The organism is Arthrobacter humicola, assembly GCF_022803015.1.
GTDB classification, from domain to species: Bacteria; Actinomycetota; Actinomycetes; order Actinomycetales; family Micrococcaceae; genus Arthrobacter; species Arthrobacter humicola_A.
This window is the reverse complement of sequence record NZ_JAFKON010000013.1, coordinates 22066-41196: the sequence shown is the minus strand read 5'-3', so window position 1 is coordinate 41196 and position 19131 is coordinate 22066. Positions and strand designations below refer to the sequence as shown.

At 64.8% G+C, this 19131-nt stretch carries 19 protein-coding genes; 12 read left to right on the top strand and 7 right to left on the bottom strand.

Annotated features, from left to right (window positions below; translation table 11 throughout):
* Positions 1–158: 158 nt before the first annotated feature.
* Positions 159–2711 carry an OpgC domain-containing protein gene (gene opgC, locus ARTB_RS19060; protein WP_243181901.1) on the top strand — a complete coding sequence of 851 codons (2553 nt, stop codon included), beginning with the start codon at positions 159–161 and terminating at the stop codon, positions 2709–2711.
* A gap of 48 nt (positions 2712–2759) precedes the next feature.
* Here the strand turns inward: opgC and ARTB_RS19055 are convergent, their stop codons facing one another.
* Together ARTB_RS19055 and ARTB_RS19050 are read right to left on the bottom strand one after the other, a co-directional pair.
* Complete coding sequence (locus ARTB_RS19055; RefSeq protein ID WP_243181900.1) at positions 2760–3944, bottom strand: PP2C family protein-serine/threonine phosphatase; 1185 nt, start codon at positions 3942–3944, stop codon at positions 2760–2762.
* An 85-nt stretch (positions 3945–4029) separates the two neighbouring features.
* The gene (locus ARTB_RS19050) at positions 4030–4632 is read right to left on the bottom strand and encodes an arsenate reductase/protein-tyrosine-phosphatase family protein (RefSeq protein ID WP_243181899.1); all 603 of its coding nucleotides are present in this window, start codon (positions 4630–4632) and stop codon (positions 4030–4032) included.
* Between the two features lie 240 nt (positions 4633–4872).
* Here ARTB_RS19050 and ARTB_RS19045 point away from each other — a divergent pair, with 240 nt between their 5' ends.
* From ARTB_RS19045 to ARTB_RS19035, 3 genes are all read left to right on the top strand, one after another.
* Positions 4873–5826, top strand: a complete 954-nt coding sequence (locus tag ARTB_RS19045) for a hypothetical protein (RefSeq protein ID WP_243181898.1) — start codon at positions 4873–4875, stop codon at positions 5824–5826.
* Between the two features lie 401 nt (positions 5827–6227).
* A complete protein-coding gene (locus tag ARTB_RS19040) occupies positions 6228–7196 on the top strand; it encodes a hypothetical protein (protein WP_243181897.1) in 969 nt (322 codons plus the stop codon).
* An 84-nt stretch (positions 7197–7280) separates the two neighbouring features.
* Entirely contained in the window at positions 7281–8747 is a 1467-nt protein-coding gene (locus tag ARTB_RS19035; protein WP_243181896.1) for a polysaccharide biosynthesis tyrosine autokinase, read from the top strand.
* 68 nt (positions 8748–8815) lie between these two features.
* On the opposite strand, the gene lepB is transcribed toward ARTB_RS19035, so the two are convergent.
* On the bottom strand, positions 8816–9529 hold the full coding sequence (gene lepB, locus ARTB_RS19030; protein WP_243181895.1) for a signal peptidase I: 714 nt from the start codon (positions 9527–9529) through the stop codon (positions 8816–8818).
* A gap of 305 nt (positions 9530–9834) precedes the next feature.
* Between lepB and ARTB_RS19025 the strand changes: the two genes are divergently transcribed.
* Positions 9835–10164 (top strand): hypothetical protein, encoded by a 330-nt coding sequence (locus ARTB_RS19025; protein ID WP_243181894.1) that lies wholly within the window; start codon positions 9835–9837, stop codon positions 10162–10164.
* A gap of 85 nt (positions 10165–10249) precedes the next feature.
* Here the strand turns inward: ARTB_RS19025 and arfB are convergent, their stop codons facing one another.
* From arfB to ARTB_RS19010, 3 genes are all read right to left on the bottom strand, one after another.
* Positions 10250–10672 (bottom strand): alternative ribosome rescue aminoacyl-tRNA hydrolase ArfB, encoded by a 423-nt coding sequence (gene arfB / locus ARTB_RS19020; RefSeq protein WP_243181893.1) that lies wholly within the window; start codon positions 10670–10672, stop codon positions 10250–10252.
* Positions 10673–10735: 63 nt separating this feature from the next.
* Positions 10736–12085, bottom strand: a complete 1350-nt coding sequence (locus ARTB_RS19015) for a permease prefix domain 1-containing protein (RefSeq protein ID WP_243181892.1) — start codon at positions 12083–12085, stop codon at positions 10736–10738.
* A complete protein-coding gene (locus ARTB_RS19010) occupies positions 12085–12447 on the bottom strand; it encodes a PadR family transcriptional regulator (RefSeq protein ID WP_243181891.1) in 363 nt (120 codons plus the stop codon). The genes ARTB_RS19015 and ARTB_RS19010 overlap by 1 nt, the downstream gene beginning before the upstream one ends.
* A gap of 168 nt (positions 12448–12615) precedes the next feature.
* Between ARTB_RS19010 and paaA the strand changes: the two genes are divergently transcribed.
* Genes paaA through galU form a run of 7 tightly spaced genes read left to right on the top strand, consistent with a single transcriptional unit; the run spans position 12616 to position 18456 of the window.
* A complete protein-coding gene (gene paaA / locus ARTB_RS19005) occupies positions 12616–13647 on the top strand; it encodes a 1,2-phenylacetyl-CoA epoxidase subunit PaaA (protein WP_243181890.1) in 1032 nt (343 codons plus the stop codon).
* Positions 13644–13946, top strand: coding sequence for a 1,2-phenylacetyl-CoA epoxidase subunit PaaB (paaB, locus tag ARTB_RS19000; protein WP_028277739.1), 303 nt, complete (start codon positions 13644–13646; stop codon positions 13944–13946). Before paaA ends, paaB begins: the two co-directional genes overlap by 4 nt.
* Entirely contained in the window at positions 13943–14863 is a 921-nt protein-coding gene (gene paaC / locus ARTB_RS18995; protein WP_243181889.1) for a 1,2-phenylacetyl-CoA epoxidase subunit PaaC, read from the top strand. Before paaB ends, paaC begins: the two co-directional genes overlap by 4 nt.
* A gap of 11 nt (positions 14864–14874) precedes the next feature.
* Positions 14875–15447 (top strand): 1,2-phenylacetyl-CoA epoxidase subunit PaaD, encoded by a 573-nt coding sequence (gene paaD, locus ARTB_RS18990; RefSeq protein WP_243181944.1) that lies wholly within the window; start codon positions 14875–14877, stop codon positions 15445–15447.
* A gap of 15 nt (positions 15448–15462) precedes the next feature.
* Entirely contained in the window at positions 15463–16689 is a 1227-nt protein-coding gene (paaE, locus tag ARTB_RS18985) for a 1,2-phenylacetyl-CoA epoxidase subunit PaaE (RefSeq protein ID WP_243181888.1), read from the top strand.
* A gap of 39 nt (positions 16690–16728) precedes the next feature.
* Positions 16729–17511 (top strand): enoyl-CoA hydratase/isomerase family protein, encoded by a 783-nt coding sequence (locus ARTB_RS18980; RefSeq protein WP_243181887.1) that lies wholly within the window; start codon positions 16729–16731, stop codon positions 17509–17511.
* A gap of 54 nt (positions 17512–17565) precedes the next feature.
* Entirely contained in the window at positions 17566–18456 is an 891-nt protein-coding gene (gene galU / locus ARTB_RS18975) for a UTP--glucose-1-phosphate uridylyltransferase GalU (RefSeq protein ID WP_243181886.1), read from the top strand.
* A gap of 8 nt (positions 18457–18464) precedes the next feature.
* Here galU and ARTB_RS18970 read toward each other — a convergent pair whose 3' ends face one another.
* Positions 18465–18845 (bottom strand): VanZ family protein, encoded by a 381-nt coding sequence (locus tag ARTB_RS18970; protein ID WP_243181885.1) that lies wholly within the window; start codon positions 18843–18845, stop codon positions 18465–18467.
* Positions 18846–19131: the final 286 nt, after the last annotated feature.

The window sequence follows — 19131 nt, the reverse complement described above, 5'->3', positions numbered from 1 at the left end:
GGCCGCACGGGCGCCGTGGAGGCCCTCAATACAGTACACCGGGCCCGTCCATCAACACTTCCGGCGGTGCGTGGCCTGGTCATCTGGACTGCCTCGGCCCGATAGTATCGGGCGGTGGCCTCACAGAGGGGTCCGGATATCCCCGTGGGGAGGGGCAGATGAAGCATCGCGGCGCGCGGCGTTCGGCCACGGTTGGAGATGCCCGAGTGCCGGGCCGCGGACTCCTTTATGCAGCGTTCCTGCCGGCTTTCCTGTTCCTGCTTATTGCGGGCCCGGCCATGGTTGCGGACGCCGACCCGATGGGTGGTTCCGTTGCTGGTCCGGCGGCCGAACCGGCACGTGCCTCGTCCGGTTCAACGGGTCCGGCGGAGGGTCACGGTCCTCTCCTCGGTGCAGCATTGCAATGGGGCGAGGATAGCGCGGCGGGGTTCTCTGAACGGCTGGGTTCCTCGCCGGGCATTTTCAGCCACGATGTCACCGTGCCGGTCCGGGAATCCGAGAAGGCGGATGTCCGCAAGTTCGTCGAGCAGGCAGGCTCCCTGGGCGCCCATGCCCAGCTGACGGTAAAGCCCGCTGTTCCGTTGGAGCAGATCGATGCTGTTAGGGCTCTTGCCTTTGCGCAGGAGATCGGCCGGCTCACGGAGGGGATTCCCGGGAAAGTGTTCATCCGGTTTGCCCCGGACATGAACTCCAGCTGGGTGAGCTGGGGCCAGCAGCCAGCTGCCTATGTGGCCGCCTTTCGGGCGGTGGCAGCCGCGTTTGGCTCCATTGACGACGCCGGCACTGTCATGGTCTGGGAGCCCTTCCTGGCCAAGGATTACCCCTTTGAGCGGAACCGCAACGCGCCCGGGCCCGGCTCTGACGGGTATCGGATCCTGGACTCCAACGGGGACGGTGTCTGGGATGGTGCTGATGACGGCTACTCGCCGTACTATCCCGGGGACGACGTCGTTGAGTGGGTCGGGCTGAGCGCCTACCATGACGACACCCGTGGCGGAGCCGCCGTGAACTCGTTGCCGGCGTCCGGGGAGCTGGCAGACATGCTGACCGGTCACGAGGCCGGTGGTTCCTACGGCAATTTCTACGGCGCCTACGTCCAAGGACGTGCTAAGCCACTGATGCTCCAGACTGCAGCGTTCTACAGCCCCACAGTCGGCGGCGCTGAGGAGTCCGCCATCAAGCTTTCCTGGTGGGGGCAAGTGCTTGCTGAGTCCTCGTCAGAGCGGTTCAGCGGTGTCGAGGCCGTGGTCTGGGATGAGAAGATGAGCACCAGGGACAACGGTGTGGCCGCTATCGATTGGCGGCTGACCGGACGGCCGGACCTCGCGGCAGCGGCCGGAAACCGCTTGGAAGGCTCCACCCTGGTAACGGGACCCGTCACTGCCACCAAAGACCCGAGTGCTTCCGTGCCGGACGCCGGTCAGGTCCTTTCTGGCGTGGCAGTCTGGGGCGTTGGTGCCGCTGTGGTGTTGGTGTTGTTCCTGTTGTGGGCCGCTCCCCGGCGTTTGCGCCGCGTTTCGGGCTGGTCGTACAAGGACCCCTCTTCCCGGGATTCAAGGGTCGATCTCCTGCGTGGGCTCGCCATTGTGTTTGTGGTGGTCAATCACTTGGGCATGACTTCGCTTTTTCAGTTGTTCACTCAGGAGGCCGTGGGCTTCGTGTCCGGGGCGGAACTCTTTGTCCTTTTTTCCGGGTTGGTCCTGGGCATGGTGTTCGGTCCGCGGGTCACGGACCACCTTGGTGACGTGGTGGACCATGCCGGGAGGCGCGCGGGAAAACTGTACGGCACGGCCTTGGTGGTTCTGCTCGGCGTCTTCCTCTTTTCCCTTGTGCCGGCTGTCAATGCGGATGCCCTGACGTCATTCGTTGACCAGGGAACGGGCGCCGCGGGGCGCGGGGGATCGGGCCGCGCCTATGACCTCTACGCGGGAATGGGGTCCCTACTGCAGTTTCCGGTGCCCCCCGAAGTGATCCCCGGGATCCTGCTGTTGAAGTTCGGGCCCTGGCAGTTCAACGTCATGGGCCTCTATGTGGTGCTGCTCATCGTCAGCCCCCTGGTATTGGCGGCGTTGTCCCGGGGAAAGGTGCTGTGGGTGCTGGCGTCGACCGCAGCTCTCTACGCGGCGGGTGCTGTGTTCAGGATCCGGCTGCTGCCCTCGCAGTTCGAGGACTCCTTTCCGCTGATGGTATGGCAGGTCCTCTTCGTGCTCGGTCTGGTGGCCGGGTACCATCGGGCGGCCATCATCGCCTGGCTGGGCCGTCGGACCTGGGTGGTGGTCGCTTGCACGGCGGCCGCCGCCGCACTGGCTTTCCTGTCCTTCTGTAATCCGTATCTTGCCAACGGGTTTGATGCCCGGCTGGCCGTCATGCCGGACGCCACCTACCGTGCCATGTACGATGCCTTTTTCGGCCGTACCTATCTGGAGCCGGGAAGGTTGCTCAACGTAGTGCTGCTGGTAGTGGCGGTCTACGCGTTCCTAACGGCCTATTGGAAGCCCGTGGAGCGTATTTTGGGGTGGTTCTTGATTCCCCTCGGACGGGCCACACTCTACGTTTTCATCATGCATGTAGTGCTGATCGCTGTCATATCCAATATCCCCGCCCTGCAGGATGGCCGAGTCCTGCTGAACACGGCCGCATACGTGGTGGTGCTGGCCGTTCTTTGGGTGATGGTCCGGACACGCTTTCTGTTTCGCGTCATCCCCACCTGACGGGCGCCGCGGCGGCCAGAACCGCCACCAGCCTCCCCAGAGGGTGTGCTAGGCGGCCACCTGAAGGCGGGTGAGGAAGATAGCTGTGACGTCGTCATCCGGCTGGGTCTCCCGGTGGAGGTCCTGCAGGAGGGCGGTGAGCTGTGCGGGGGTATGGTCGCGGACGAGGGCGGCGAGGTCATCGAGCGCGGCCAAGGTACCGTCGTAGAGGTCCAGGAGCCCGTCGGTGAAACTCGCGAGGGTCTCTCCCGGGGCGAGGACAGTATGTGCCGTGCCCCACGAGCCTGGTTCACCGAGTCCCAGCGGCAGCCCGCGACAGGGCAGGCGGCGGTAGGAGCCGTCAAGGGCGACGATGATGCTCAGGCCATGACCGGCGTCGGCGTACTCCAGGCGCCCGCTGGCCGGCTCAAGCCTTGCCAGGAAGGCCGTCGCAAAGGTGGCCGTGTTCTCCAGGTCCTCTGCGAGGAGCCTGCTGGCCCCGTCCATAACCGCACCGGGCGCGTTGCCTCCTGTACTGCGTACCGCGCTGCGGACGGTGGCGGCCATGAGCGCCGCAGCCGTCCCCTTGCCCATCACATCGGCAAGCATCAGATCCACACCGTCTTCCGATTCGCTCCACGAGTAAAAGTCCCCGCCCACGTCCCCTTTCGGCAGGCAGATCCCGGAAATCTGATAGTGCGGTGCGCCCGGCGTGGAGGATGGCAGTAGGGCCTGCTGCACGGCTCGGGCACGGTCCCGGTCTGCGGAGTCTTGGAGCTCACGTTCGGCCCAGCTTCCGAGTTCATCCAACTGCCGGAGCTGAACCTCGGAAAGCTCACGCGGCTGGGTGTCAAACAGGCAGAGAGTGCCGACCCTGCTGCCTGCATCCACGCTCAGCGGCCGGCCGGCATAAAACCGGACCCCGCGTCCGCCGACGACGTCAGGCAGGTCCAAGAACCGCCGGTCCGCCATCGCGTCCGGGACCATCAGGATTTCCGGTTGGGCGATCGCGGCGTCACAGAAGGTGTCCTTCCGGTCGATCTCCCTCAAGCCCGTTCCTTGCGGTGACTTCACGAACACCCGGTCGCTGTCCAACAGATTCACGGCGGCTACGGGGACATTGAACAGTTCACGGGCGGCACGGGTGATCCGGTCAAAGCGTTCCTCCGCCCGTGTATCCAACAGGGATAAGCCGTGCAGGGACACCAGCCTGACACGCTCATTCTCGTCGGCTGTTGTCAGATCCACATTCATTTGCCGTCCTCCCAGACCGTCACCGTCAAGAGTACTGTCCAAGACCGGTTTCGGCGCCGGTGAACCGCGGCTGAAGGAAGCGAAGTCAGCTGTGGAGGCGGGCGAAACGCAGGATGGCGAGGATGGCCGGGGCGAGCTCGTCCTCCATCTGGTCATACAACTCCTGCCCGCGCCGGTAGGGATCCACAACATCGTTGTCGGCGGCGTCCGGCGCCAGTGCCAGGTGCCGAACTGACGCCGCCCGGCCGGGGAGTTCCCGCCAAAAGGATGGAGTGTCGCTGGCGGGGGAGGGTGCGGGGGTGTCCGCGTCGCGCTGCTCAAGGACCTTCAGCATCCGGGCAAACTCGCGGATAGTAAAAGTCCGCTTCAGCAAAGAGGCATCCATCTGCATTACCTCGCCGCGGTGTTTAGCGGTCATCGCCAACACCAGATCGGACTCCCGGAGGATCTTTTGCGTCAGTTGGCGCGCCGCAAAACCGTCCGGAGTGCCGCCGTACGTCCTGATGATGTCCGCAGAGCTCGGCTGGATCGGATCGCCCACCATGGCCCGCGTGCCGGCGCTTCGAACCACATAAGTACCGGGCTGCACTTGATCCAGGCCCGCCTGCAGCAGGCGCTCGGCCACCGGCGAGCGGCAGATGTTGCCGGTGCAGACCGTCAGGATCCGAACGGGGCGAGGGGATTCCAAGGTTTATCCAACTTCCATTATCGAAACTCTTGCCAGCGACGTGGTTCCCGAGTCTAGCCGCGCAGGGCGCGACCAGATCGATTCAAGGAGATAGTGGCTAATTCTGTCGTTCTTGAAAATAAAGCATCTTGATATTGAAGATTCATGCTTTTCTGCGTACAGTCGTCAAAGGATGCCGAAACGCTCGGCAGGAGCTTGCTCGACTGGGGGCTCTCCGCCGCACACGACTTGGGGTAAAAGATGTCGGAGATCAAGAGCCTGGCTGCACCGAAAGCTAGTTTCGACCGCCGTGCAGTTGTTAAGGGCGCCGCGTGGAGTCTGCCCGTGATCGCGGCAGCTATAGCAGCGCCGGCCGCTGCGGCATCGACGCCGCAGCCGACATTGTCGGCAGGCCTTGTTCTCGGCACGACGGCTCCAACGGTCATCGGAACTAGGCTGATGCATGGAACGGGGCCCAAGGGCTTCGCTGTCGCCACGACCGGTGCTGCTGTGGCGGGAGCTATTTCAGTCGTCATTGCTATCGAACCCGACGCTGCTGCGAAGACTGCTGGCATTGGCCTCGCCGTCACCGCTTCGGCCCTGCCGCCCAGCGGGCAGTCCTCTCCTTACGACTTCGTGTATACGAGAACGGGAACGAGTACGGTGCCGAAAGACGCCGTACTGAGTTACACCGTCACCGTAACGGTCACCGTGGTCGAGTCCGCCACCAAGAAGACTGTTCTGCCCGCGATGGTCTTTGTTGCCTCTCTAAAGCCAGTTCTGTCAGCAAGCATTGTCCCCAGCACGGCTGATCCGATTGTCACGGGAACGCCAGCCGTGCTGGGAACGGGTCCCAAGGGCTTCTCCGTCTCGACAACCGGTGCTGTCATGTCGGGAACTGCGTCCGTAAGCATCGCCATCGATCCCGCAGATACGACCACGGCCAACTCCGGCATAGGGCTCGTGATCGGCAAGATCAACAACACGGCCGTGTCTGCGGGAAGCTGGAGCGGAGCATTGGCTGTGCCGGCCGGGGGTACTTCCGAGGCTTTCACTTTCGGATCTTATTCCAGAACGGGCAATGGTTCGGCGCCGAACAAGGGCACAGTGTTGAACTACACCGTCACCGTGACTGTCACCGTCATCGACTCCGCCACCAACGAGCGCACAACTCTCACAGCGGTTCACAGGTTTGCCACTCTCAGGAAGCCCTAGGTGTAGGGGGCTCCACTGCAGATGCTCCGGCTCGTGCAATAGGCCATTAGTGATCTAATGGCCAGAAGCAAAAATATCGGGGATCATGTTGGGGTTGCCATGTCAGAACGGTTCTTGCAGCGCGGGTATCTGCTGGTAGAGGGCAGTGAGGTTTTAAGGCGTTGCCGGATTGGTGAGATTGATTGAGCGCGCCCAATGACTTGTCCCTTGACGTGCTGGGTATCAACTTCACAGTCAGGTGGGGTGCGGCCACCACACTTACTCAACGGCAAGCGATGGCTGAGGCCTGGAGCCGTTGCTTAGGAGATCTGAGGTCCGTCACATCGGTAGCGGAGCCCAGCGTCTCAGCCCAACCCTTCACCGCTTCCCTCCACTTTGATTCGAAGCTCCCCGGAGGCGGGGTGAAGCATCTCGGCGCGGACACGTTCGAGGTCTTGGCCGAAGCCGTGACCTCGGAGGTCACTGTCGCTGCCATCCTTGAGCGCGCCGGCGAGTTGACGATGCTCCACGCCTGCGGTGTGGCCGATGCCGAGGGCGCGGTCATTGCCTTGGTCGCAAAATCCGGCACCGGAAAGACCACCGCCTCTTCGCAGCTTGCCCAGACTTTCGGCTACATAACTGACGAAACTGTTGCAATCCGTGCTGACGGGACAATCGAGCCGTACCCGAAGCCGCTGTCGGTCAAGCAGACAACAACGGGCGCAGCGAAACTCCAGGTGGGCCCGGACGAACTTGGCCTGAAAGTCGCACCGGAAAGCCCTCGCATCACGTCCATCGCACTGCTCGACAGGGTTACCGGCGGCGAGTATCAGCTCCCCGTCATCGAGCCGGTCCCTCTGGTGGATGCAGTGCTTGCGCTGATCCCGGACACCTCCTCCCAGGCTGCCGTGTTCCAGCCGCTTCAGTCGCTCTGCCGGCTGATTGACAGCGTGGGCGGAGTGCTCCGTGTCAGCTATTCCGAAGCCGCGGACCTAACGGACAGCCTGGCGCCGCTGTTTTTGGCGCAGCCCTATGACCGGCCAGAAGTCATCACCGCATGGGCTCCCGCCCTGCTGGAGTCGGAAGCGGAGCAGGCAGATCACCAGGCAGGTGAAAAGAAGGAAGAACCGATCCCCGGAGGCTGGCTGCAACGGACCGACGCCGTTGACGCAGTAGAAATCGGCGGAGACCTTCTGGTTCTGACGGAAACTGAAGTCATCAGGCTCAGTGGCATCGGACCGATCATCTGGCAGACAGCCCAGCGTCCCGTCTCGCTGCAGACTTTGGCAGCCCGAATTGAGGCCGTACACGGGCTGCCCGAGGGCTATGAAGTGTTGCTCGATGCGGCCGTGGAGGGCCTCGTCGGCCAGGGATTGCTCCTGCGCGGTTAATATGCACACCAACGCGGTCACCGTACCGTAAAGTAACTTTTCGTGTGGGTCGTTGGGACCAGGCACGGGGGAGAGGACCAACACGTGACTGGTTTTGAGACGGCCGAGAACAACGGGCAGACACCCGCGGGGCTTGCCCTGGAGGACTACCTGCGCATCGCCCGGGCCCGGTGGAAGGGCATCTTGGCTTTCACCCTGGCTCTCACCGTGCTCGCTTTTTGCTGGACCCTCCTTCAGCCGAAGATCTACTCGGCGCAGTCCAGCGGGATCGTGGTGGCAGGCGGCTCGGATAACCTCAGCCTTTCGCTCATGAGCGAGAACCTGGCCCAGACCAAGGCCGCCAAGTACGAGTCTGTGGCCAAGTCCAGGCTTGTGGCCGAGCGAGTCGTCAAGTCCCTTGGCCTCACCACTTCGCCGGACGCTCTCCTGGGGGCCGTCACCGTGTCCGTACCGAAGGAAAGCGCCCAGCTTGCCGTCACGGCCACGTCCACTGACCCCGCGATGGCCCAACGGGTCGCGGATGCCTGGGTCATGGGCCTCGCCGAGCAAGTCAAGGAATTGGAAAGCATCCAAGCGGTGGAAGGCTCGAACGTCGTCCCCGTACCGGTCATCCGCGTGGTGCCCCTCGGCCAAGCCCTCCTGCCGACCGCCCCAACATCTCCCAACGTGAAGCTGGCCCTGGCCATCGGAGCCTTGGCCGGCCTGGTTTTTGGCATCCTCTACGCCATGCTTCGCCACCGTTTGGACCGCAGGCTCCGCAGTGCCACTGCGATCGAGCGCCGGTTCGGCGTGCCCGTGCTGGGCACGCTCCCGGTGGACCACCGCTTGGACGGGAAAAGCACCGTGCTGGACGATGGATTCAGCCCGGTCGCATCGGGCGAAGGTTCGCATGCCATCACCGAAGCCCTGAGGGAGCTCCGGACAAATCTCCAGTACGTCGACGTCGACAATCCGCCGCGGATCATTGTGGTGACGAGTTCAGTTCCGGCCGAGGGTAAATCGACGGTGACGGCCAATCTGGCGGTCACCATGGCCGCCGCCGGTGAGAACGTTGTAGTGGTCGACGGCGACCTACGCCGCCCCACCCTGGTCGACGTATTCAACCTGATCCCCGGCGTGGGTGTAACCGACGTCCTGAGCGGCCACGCCGAGCTGGAAGACGTGCTGCAGGAATGGAGCGCGATGCCTAACCTGCGGGTGCTGGGGTCCGGCCGGATCCCGCCGAACCCCAGTGAGCTGCTGGGCTCCCAGGCCATGAAGACGTTGCTCAGGACCCTCGCACAGGACGCCATTGTGCTGGTTGACGCCCCGCCGTTGCTCCCCGTGACAGACGCCGCCGTCCTCACACGCATTGCCGACGGAGCAATCGTTGTTGTCAGGTCCGGAAAGACCACCGATGAAGAGCTTGGCAAATCCCTCGGCAACCTGGGGCGGGTGAACGGCAACGTCTTGGGCACCATTCTCAACCGCGTGCCCACCACAGGCGCGGGCTCGTACAGGTACTACACCTCGTATCAATCCGTCGAGCCGGTGGCCGCTCGGTCGCACTGAGGCGCGTTAGCACTGAAGATATCCCCTTGGAGCGACCGCTCCGAGGGGATTTTCGTTACCCCGAAAAGTCAGCCCACTCCGCCAGCGCGGTCAAGGGGCCAGAATCTCGCCGCCACCTGACCGACGACGGCCGAGGACTTAATTGTCCTCATGCAGACGCCTGCTACAACAGTCAGGCTCCGGCAGGCGATGGCCGAATCAACCGAGACCGAACGGTGGTCCCCGAGCACCACGAGCTCTCCCTCGGGGACTGTAAACGCAGGAAAACACCTGAGCGAACCGGGGCTGGTCTTGCAGTCGTTGCTGCCAGCCTCAAACGGCAAATCCTCGAAAATGTAGGGCTCGTCGAGGGGCTGGCCATCGATGCGCAGCTTGCCATCCTCTCCGCAGCAGCTGATGGTTTGGCCACCGGTCGCAACCACCCGCTTCACCAGGAATTGCTCGTTGGAGGGCCCGATCCCTGTCACATCGCCGAACGAACGGGCAAACCCGGCGAACCCGCCGCTGCGTGCCACCGCCGATTCCGTCTGCCAGCTGTCCGGGCGGGTGAACACCACGATGTCACCGGCGCGTGCTTCTGAGCCAGCGTAGGCAAGACGGTTCACGAGGATTCTGTCGCCGTCGCCCGCAGACCCCTGCAGCGTCGGCTCCATCGATCCTGACGGTATCCGGTAGGCCTTCACCAGGAACCCCTGGATCAGGGCGACGGCCACTAGGGCTACCAGCATGTTCAGGGTCACGGAGGCCCAGAGGGGGAGCTTCTTGCCTGCGCCGATGTTCACGAGTTCAAGCTATCACCGGCGGTCCGGACTCAAGACGCCGGCGCTGGCTCGTCCTGCATCCGGTGAGGTAGTTCCTCGCCGCGGCGGTTGGGGGCCCCATGGCGGCCCCCAATACAGTACGCCGGGGCCGCCGATCAACACTTTGTGGCCAACAAACCGGCACATAACGCGAGGTTTCCCGGATATGAAGCGCACTGTTGCCTACGTCACACTCCCTGCCTAGGCTGGGTTGCGGTCGCAGCGTCGCGGCCAAACCGGTCGCAGCGTCGCGGCCAAGCGGTGAATGCACGAACAGGGGAATCGTTTTGAACCACAAACTCCGGGTTCTTGTCAGGCTCGACCTCGACTGCGGTCAGGCAGAAGTAGCAGCGCAGGGACATGTGACGGCGAGGAGCCTCCAGGCCCTGTACGTGGTGGTCAAGCGGGCAAACCACCTGAAAGAAGGACTCCACCTTGTGTTGGATGTCAGCCACGCCGTGGTGGAACCGGCGGCCCTCGAGCAGTTGCGGGAGTGCTCAGCCTCCCACCACCTCCCGGCCGCCATTGATCCGCTCCAGTCAGAATGCCAGCTCAGCATCGTTGCGCCGACGGAATATGCGCCGGCCCCGCGGCTCCGGAGGCTGGCAGCAGCCTAGAATCCAGCCGCGTCGGGTTAGCCGATCGAACAGGTTTCCATCTGTGCGCTCCGGCTGCCCGCGACTGATAAGTGACTGGACGGAGCTACTCGGCGGACGGCCGCTGACGTTGCCGTTTCGTCACCGCCCGCTGTTCCTTTGCGGCGAGGCGCCGCCGGTTCGAGCCCCGGGTGGGTTTGGTCGGCCGGCGGCGGGCAGCCTCGGGAGCAAGCCCCTCTGCCACGAGGGCTGAGAGCTTGGCCAAAGCAATCTCGCGGTTGCGCAGCTGGGAGCGCCGCTCCGATGCGGTCACGGTGATCACCCCGGCGATGAGGCGTTGTCCGAGTCGCGTGAGGAGCATCTGCCGTTGGCCATCCGAAAGCGCCGCCGAGCCGGCGACGTCCCATGAGAGCTCGACGCGGCTGTCCGACGTGTTGACGTGTTGGCCGCCTGGCCCGGACGAACGCGAGAACCGCCAGCCGAGTTCCGACGCGGGAATCGTAAGCGCGGGCGACACCTCCAGATCCATGGCACTAGCCTTGCACGATATGGGCGAGGGCTGACATTCTCTGTTGTGCGGAGACCCTGCTGCCTAAATGAAGCCGAAGATAGGCGGGAAGACCACCACCACGACTGCTGCCCAGGCGCCGTAGACCGGCAGGTAGCGGGTTTGCCAGCGCTCGACGGCAGCAAACGGGAGCCGGCCGCGCAGGAATCCGACGGCGAGCCAGGCCGCGCGCAACAAGTGCACCAGCAGCAGCAGGTTCAGGCCGAGCGCGGCGATCTTGTTGGGGCTGTAGCCGAACTCGGCGATACGGGCCAGCATCGCGGTCAGCATCACGGCATCGACCGCAAGGGCCGCGATGACGAGGGCCAACTGCAGTGCATCGAACAGTCCGGGAGGGGCGAGCGGGTCGCGGGCGGAAATCGAATAGAGCAGCAGACAGAGGACGAGCACCAGGATTGCGTCCATGAGGATGAGCAGGTTGCGGTCGATATCGACGAAACCGCCCGCTGTGGCAAGCACGGTCAGAAGGACCAGCAGCATGGCAACGGTCAGCGGTGTGAAAACGCGGGTGAGCACGGGGGCGATATTTTCCACAACCTGCTGCTTGGCCTCGACGAGCCAGGCCGCGACGACGAGGGCGCCGGGCACGGCGAACGGCAGAACCCAGTCTTCCAGGACCGGCTGGAAATCGACACCAATAGCCCGGAGGCTCGCGAGTGTGAGGGCGATCAGGACTGCGCCGCCCAGCGCCAGCAGCGTGTAGTAGACCGCTAGCTCGCCGGTAAACCGGACGAAGTCCATGCGTCCCTTGTCGGACCGCCACCTCCCGCCGACGTAGGCCACCCCGGTCAGCAGCCACAGGATGACCGGGGCGTGCAGGGCGGCGAGCATCCCGGTGGATCCGGCCGGGGCGAACGGGTAGACGTTGAGGGCGACCGCCAGGGCGGCAAACGGGACGATCAGTGTCGCCGCCACCGCACCGGTGAGGCGCCGCTTCCACGCGAAGTACGCGGCCAGGAAGGGGAAGACGAGCAGGCCCAAGTTGCGCATCAAGGCTGCACCGTCGTCGAACCAGGCAGAGCCGGCCTTGACCGCCACACCCGCCCCGACGGCGAGTGCCAGGACGACGGCCAGCTCGCGCCACGCGGACGCACTGGCGTCGTCGGGGCCGGCCGGTACCAGGACGAGCTGCTTCCACAGCCGGTCGGAGTGCTCACGGGCAAATTCGCGTGAGACGGCGTCCAGGTTGCCCAGGCGCTTGATGGCGACGAGAAAGGCCTCCTCGTCGTCGAGGCCGGTCGCCTGCCGGTCGGCGATTTGCTCGCGCAGGTGATCCTCCAGCTCGTCGACGTCGGCGGGGGAGATCGCCCGGTTCCGCTGAACGTAGCCGCGCCACCGGTCGATCTGGGCCTCCAGCTCAGCGTGTGGCGTCATCACGCCCACCCCTCAGTCGCGGCCGCCGGCCCCTGGGTGGTCTGCCACACCTGGCGCAGCGCGTCTGCGACGACGGTCCACTGCTCCTGGCGGTCGGCGAGGGCGTCCCGGCCCGCCGGCGTGATGGTGTAGTGCTTGCGCCGGCGCCCGGCGTCGGAGGTACCCCACAGCGAGGATACGTAACCGAGACGCTCGAGCCGGTGCAGAAGCGGGTAGAGCATGCCGTCGGTCCACTGCATGCCGCCGCCCGAGAGCTCACTCACCCGCTTGAGGATTGCGTAGCCGTACAGGTCGCCCTCGGCCAAAATGCCCAGCACCAAGGGCGTGGCCGAGGCGGCGACCAGGTCTTTATCAATCCGCACCGCGCCTCCTATACCTAGAGCTGAAGGGTATCAAGCCTTGTGGCTCTAGGTATAGATGGCCAAGGCGCAGCGGTTTAGCGGCCAGCCGTCCTTGACGCATCTCCAGCCTTCCGCATATCCTGAACGAACGGTCGGTAATTATTTATCGGAAATTCATTAGGAGCAACCATGGCATCGCAGACCCTGCAGTCAGTGCCCGCCGAGCCATCGCCGGCACGGCATGAACTGAGCCCCGAGGACGCGGCCCGGCGCGACGCCGAGGGCCAGGCCTATTTCGACAAGGTCATGGCGGAAGATTCCCGGATCGAGCCGCGTGACTGGATGCCGCCGGCCTACCGCAAGACGCTCCTGCGCCAGATCTCGCAGCACGCGCACTCGGAGATCATTGGCATGCAGCCCGAGGCCAACTGGATCTCCCGCGCCCCGAGCCTGAAGCGCAAGGCCATCCTCATGGCCAAGGTCCAGGACGAGGCGGGCCACGGCCTCTACCTGTATTCCGCTGCCGAAACCCTCGGCCAGCCGCGCGATCAGATGATGCAGGACCTGATGGACGGCAAGGCCAAGTACTCCTCCATCTTCAACTACCCCGCCCGCACCTGGGCCGACATGGGTGCCATCGGCTGGATGGTCGACGGCGCCGCTATCGCCAACCAGGTGCCGCTCTGCCGCGCCTCCTTCGGCCCCTACGGCCGCGCCATGGTCCGGGTCTGCAAGGAAGAGTCCTTCCACCAGCGCCAGGGCTTTGAGATCCTGCTGGAACTCTCCCACGGCACCCCCGAGCAGAAGCAGATGGCCCAGGAAGCGGTAAACCGCTGGTACGCTCCCGCCCTGATGATGTTCGGCCCCCCGGATGACGATTCGCCCAACTCCAAGCAGTCCATGGCCTGGAACATCAAGCGGTTCAGCAACGACGAGCTCCGCAACCGCTTCGTCGGCATGATGATGGAGCAGGTCAAGGTCCTGGAACTCACCCTCCCGGACAAGGACATCCGCTTCAACGAGGAAACCAAGAAATGGGAGCACGGCCCGCTGGACTGGGATGAATTCCACGAAGTCCTCGCCGGCCGCGGCCCCTGCAACGCCCAGCGCCTGGAACGGCGCCGCGAGGCACACCAGAACGGCGCCTGGGTGCGCGAAGCCGCCGCCGCCTACGCGGAAAAGCAGGCAATGAAGCAAGCAGAGAAGGAATCCGCAGCATGACCACCGAACCCCAAGCAGGAAACGTCTGGCCTATCTGGGAAGTGTTTGTCCGCTCCAGCCGCGGCCTGTCCCACGTCCACGCAGGATCCCTGCACGCACCCGACGCGGCCATGGCCCTGCGCAACGCCCGGGACCTCTACACCCGCCGCAACGAAGGGGTGTCCATCTGGGTGGTCCCGGCCGAGGCCATCGCCTCCAGTGACCCCGATTCCAAAGGCTCCTTCTTTGAATCCCCCCAGGGCAAGGACTACCGCCACGCCACGTACTACACCAAGAGCGAGGGCGTGAAGCACCTGTGAGCACTAGTCCTGAAGCAGCAGCAGAAACGGCCGGCCACGGCGACATCTCCGTCGGCGTCAAGGGCTCCGGCAACAGCGGTGAGGCCACCGCCAGCGCCACCCGCATCACCCCCGGCAACGCCCTCCGTCCGGAAGACATCGCCCTCGCCGTCAGCCGCGGCTCCGCGAAGCCAAGCGAAGACGCTGCCGAGTTCGCCCTGCGCCTGGGTGACGACGCACTGATCCTGGCCCAGCGCCTGGGCCACTGGATCTCCCGCGCGCCGGAGCTCGAAGAGGACGTCGCCCTCGGCAACATCGCCCTGGACCAGCTGGGCCACGCCCGCTCCTTCCTCAGCTACGCCGGCGGCCTGGACGGGCGCAGCGAAGACGATCTCGCCTACTTCCGCCGCGAGCACGAGTTCCGCTCCGCGGCGCTCTTCGAACAGCCGAACGGGGACTTCGCCGTCACCATCGCCCGGCAGTTCGTGGTCAGCTACTACCAGTTCGAGCTCTACCGCCGGCTGACGTCCTCCACCGACTCCACCCTGGCCGGCATCGCCGCCAAGGCGGTCAAGGAAGTGGACTACCACCGGGACCACAGTGCCCAGTGGGTGCTGCGCCTGGCCCTCGGCACGGACGAATCGCGCCAGCGCATGATCCAGGCGTTCAAAGTCATCTGGCCCTTCGTGGATGAGCTGTTCCGCGACGACGAACTCACCGGACGCCTCAGCGAAGCCGGCGCCGCGCCGCAGCCATCGAGCCTGCGCGACGACTTCGACCGGCTCACCGGCGAGATCCTGGCCGAAGCCGAGCTCGAGGTCCCCAACGTCCAGCCATCACCGGGCGGGGGCCGCCGCGGCCTGCACTCCGAACACCTCGGCTACCTCCTCGCCGAGATGCAGGTGCTCGCCCGCGAGTACCCCGGAGCCAGCTGGTAGAGACCATGGAAATGTTTGTCTCCGATCCGGAAACCGCCGAGCGCCGCAACGCCGCCAAGGGCAATACTGCCCGGGAGAAGGCCTGGGCGGTCGCTGCCACCGTGTGCGACCCCGAAATCCCGGTCCTCACCATCGCGGACCTCGGCATCCTGCGCGATGTCCAGGTCTCGACGGAACCAAGCACTGACGACGGCGGGATGGTTCCCGCCGTCCAGGTCACCATCACCCCGACGTACTCCGGCTGCCCCGCCATGGACGCCATCCGGGATGACCTCACCGCGGTTTTCCACCGTGCGGGGTACCCGAGCGTCCGGGTCGAACTTGTCCTCTCGCCGGCCTGGACCACCGACTGGATGAGCGAGGAAGGCAAGGCCAAGCTGGAGCAGTACGGGATAGCCCCACCCTCGGGCCACTCGGCGGCCACCCGGCACGCCGGCCCGGTCCGGCTCTCGCTTGCCGTCAAGTGTCCCCAGTGCTCATCCCTGAACACCAAAGAACTCACCCGCTTCGGTTCCACCTCCTGCAAGGCCCTCTACGTGTGCCAGGACTGCAAGGAACCGTTCGACTACTTCAAAGTCTTGTAAGGAACAGGTGCTTCCATGAAGGTTGTCCGCCAGACCGCCGCGGAGTCGGCCGCAGCCACCGGCCGCCGTCGTGCGTCCTTCCACACCCTGACGGTGGACGAAGTCCGCCGTCTCACCGACGACGCCATCGAGGTGACGTTCGGGGTCCCGGCCGAGCTCGCCGGCCAGTTCGACTACCTGCCGGGCCAGTACGTCGCGCTGCGCACCACCTTGCCCGACGCCGACGGCCAGCCGCACGAGATCCGCCGCAGCTACTCGATCTGTGCCGAACCGCGCAGTTTCGCGGACGGCAGCAGCGAAATCCGCGTGGCCATCAAGAAAGACCTCGGCGGCCTGTTCTCCACGTGGGCCAATGCCGAACTCAAGGCCGGCGACGTCCTGGACGTCATGAGCCCCATGGGAGCCTTTGTCTCCAAGCACGGACGCGACGGCAAGTCCGTGGAGCAGAATGTCATGAACTCCATGAACCATCCGGAAGAGTTGGCGGGCGAGCCCGGCTCATTCGTGGCGATTGCCGCGGGCTCCGGCATCACTCCCGTGATCGCCATTGCCCGCACCCTGCTGGCGGCCCACCCGGAGACCCGCTTCGACCTCGTCTACGCCAACAAGGCTGCGATGGACGTGATGTTCCTTGAAGAACTCGCGGACCTGAAGGACAGATACCCGGCCCGGCTGGCGCTGCACCACGTGCTCTCGCGTGAACAGCGGATCGCGCCGCTGCTCAGCGGCAGGATCGACGCCGAGAAGCTGCAGGCGCTGCTGGGCACCGCCATACACGCCGACGACGTCGACGAATGGTTCCTTTGCGGCCCGTTCGAGCTCGTACAGCTGTGCCGGGACACCCTCGCCGCGCGCGGCGTCGCACCGGAGCACGTCCGCTTCGAGCTGTTCACCTCCGGCAAGCCGGACCGCCCCGAGGGCAACATTGGCCGGCCTGTGGTCGCGGACGAATCCAAGGAAACCTACAAGATTACGTTCAAGCTGGACGGGCTGCAGGGCGAGGTGGCCAGCCCCACCCACGCCCGCGAATCCATCCTCAACGCCGCCCTCCGGGTCCGCCCCGATGTGCCGTTCGCCTGCGCCGGCGGCGTCTGCGGCACCTGCCGGGCCAAGGTGGTCAGCGGCAACGTCACCATGGACGAGAACTACGCCCTGGAACAGGACGAGCTCGACAAAGGCTACGTCCTGACCTGCCAGTCCCACCCCACCACCCCGGAAGTCACGGTCGACTTCGACGTCTAGGTTTTTTCGACGCCTGCCTTTTCGAATCCAAGGAGCCCCATGATTTCCCTCTCCATCGCCGACGGCGTCGCCGAGGTCGTCCTCGACGCCCCGCACAAGCTGAACTCCCTCGACGAGCAGGCACTCGCTGATTTGTCCCAGGCGTACGATCGCGCCGCCGACGCCGCCGCACGCGGCGAAGTCCGGGCGCTGCTGCTCCGCGGCGAGGGCCGGGCCTTCTGCGCCGGCCGTGACATTGCCGGAGTGACCCCGGAGAGCGATGACGCGCAGGCCTACCTGGGCGGGCTGGTCCAGCCGCTGCTGAAGAAAATGAGCGCGTTCCCCGCGCCCACGTTCGCCGCGGCCCAGGGCGCCTGCCTCGGCGTGGGGCTGGGGCTGCTGCTGGCCACGGATGTGGTCTACGTGGCGGAGAACGCCAAGGTCGGCTCACCGTTCGCCAAGCTCGGCGCCACCCTCGATTCGGGCGGGCACTGGTATTTCACCGAGCGCCTCGGCATGCACCGGACCCTGGACCTGATCTACACCGCCGAGCTCATGAGCGGCGCCGACGCCGTGGCACAGGGCCTGTTCAGCCGGGCCATGCCCGCGGCGGAACTGCTGGAGAACACCCGCGCCATCGTGGCCAGCGTTGCCACCGGCGCCACGGGTGCGTTCCGGGCCAGCAAGGACCTCGTGGCGCACATCCGGGACCAGCGGCTGGGCCTGTGGGAGGCCATGGAAGAGGAAAACGCAGAACAGGCACGGCTGTGCAAGAGCGAGGACTACGCCGAGGGTTTCCGGGCCTTCCAGGAGAAGCGCAGCCCGGTTTTCAAGGGTCTTTAGGCTCTCTTGCGGGCCCGACTACCACTTTGCTCCTTTGATTTGTAAGGTGCAGCTATGACTTTGGGGAAATCAATAAGAAAAGCCGTTATTCCTGCTGCCGGATTGGGCACACGCTTCCTGCCTGCCACCAAGGCAATGCCAAAGGAGATGCTGCCGGTGGTGGACCAGCCGGCCATCCAGTATGTGGTGGAGGAGGCCGTCAAAGCGGGTCTGACCGACCTGCTGATGATCACCGGCCGCCAGAAGCGGGCGCTGGAGGACCACTTTGACCGCGCCCCGGTCCTGGAACGGACCCTGGAGCTGAAGGGCGATCTGGACCGCTTGGAGGCGATCCAGCACGCCTCCAACCTGGGTCCCCTGCACTACGTCCGCCAGGGCGACCCGAAGGGCTTGGGCCACGCTGTCCTGTGTGCCCGCCAGCACGTGGGAGACGAGCCGTTTGCCGTACTGCTGGGCGATGACCTGATCGACGAGCGCGACGAACTGCTCAGCACCATGATCGACGTCCAGGCCAGGACCGGCGGCTCGGTGATCGCCCTGATCGAAGTGGATCCGTCCCAGATCAGCGCCTATGGCTGCGCGGACATCTCCGCCGTCGAAGGCGAGGACTACGTCCGGGTGAACCGCCTCGTGGAAAAGCCTGCCGTGGAAGACGCTCCGTCCAACCTGGCCGTGATCGGGCGGTACGTGCTCCATCCGGAGGTCTTCGATGTCCTGGAGGAAACGGAACCTGGACGTGGCGGGGAGATCCAGCTGACGGATGCCCTCCAGACCCTGGCCGTGTCCGACTGCGAGGGCGGCGGCGTTTACGGTGTGGTCTTCAAGGGCCGCCGGTACGATACCGGCGACAAGCTCAGCTACCTGAAGGCGGTCATTTCCATCGCCTCGGACCGCGTTGAATTCGGTGAAGAGCTGAAGACCTGGTTGAAGGAATTCGTTAATTAGGCAGCAAGCTAAACGCGAGACTCTGCCGGGCCCGGCGCTGAAAGGCGCTGGGCCTGTTGGTCTTTTAAGGCTTTGAGCGCGGCAGCTGCCATCAAGGTGCCTGCCGCGCAGCCTGCAGTATTGGTAATAATATCCAGCGGGCTCGCGAAGCGGCTGCTGAGGAACAACAACTGTCCGAGTTCCATGCACGTGGAAACCAAGAGCCCCAAGGCCGCGTTCTGCCACCATTTCCGGCCGGGAAAGGCCAAGGTGGCAGCGATTCCCACAGGGATAAAAAGCACCACGTTGGCGGAGGCCTCCACGAACGCGTAATTGATCCAGCCGGGAAAGCCAAGCGCATGGAGCAAAAATAGAAAGGCGGCAAGTTCGCCCTGGATGGGCCGGTCCACGGGGCTGGGCCAAAACCCGATGAGTGCCAGCAGGATAAAGGCGCCGCCCAGGACTCCTTGCCAGAGTCGGGGCCGTACCAGCACCCTCACAGTGGCCCTAGGAGGTCTTCAGAACGGCCAACGCCGCCGTTCCCAAGGCGGCGGCGGCCAGGAACGTCAAGAGGATGTAGGGGAGCGCCTGTCGGGTGGGCAACGGTATGGCAAAGTCTGGCTGCCATCTTCTTTTTGTGCGCCAATGTCTCCCCGCAAATTCCGGTCTCCCCATAGCTCTAGTAAATACCACAAC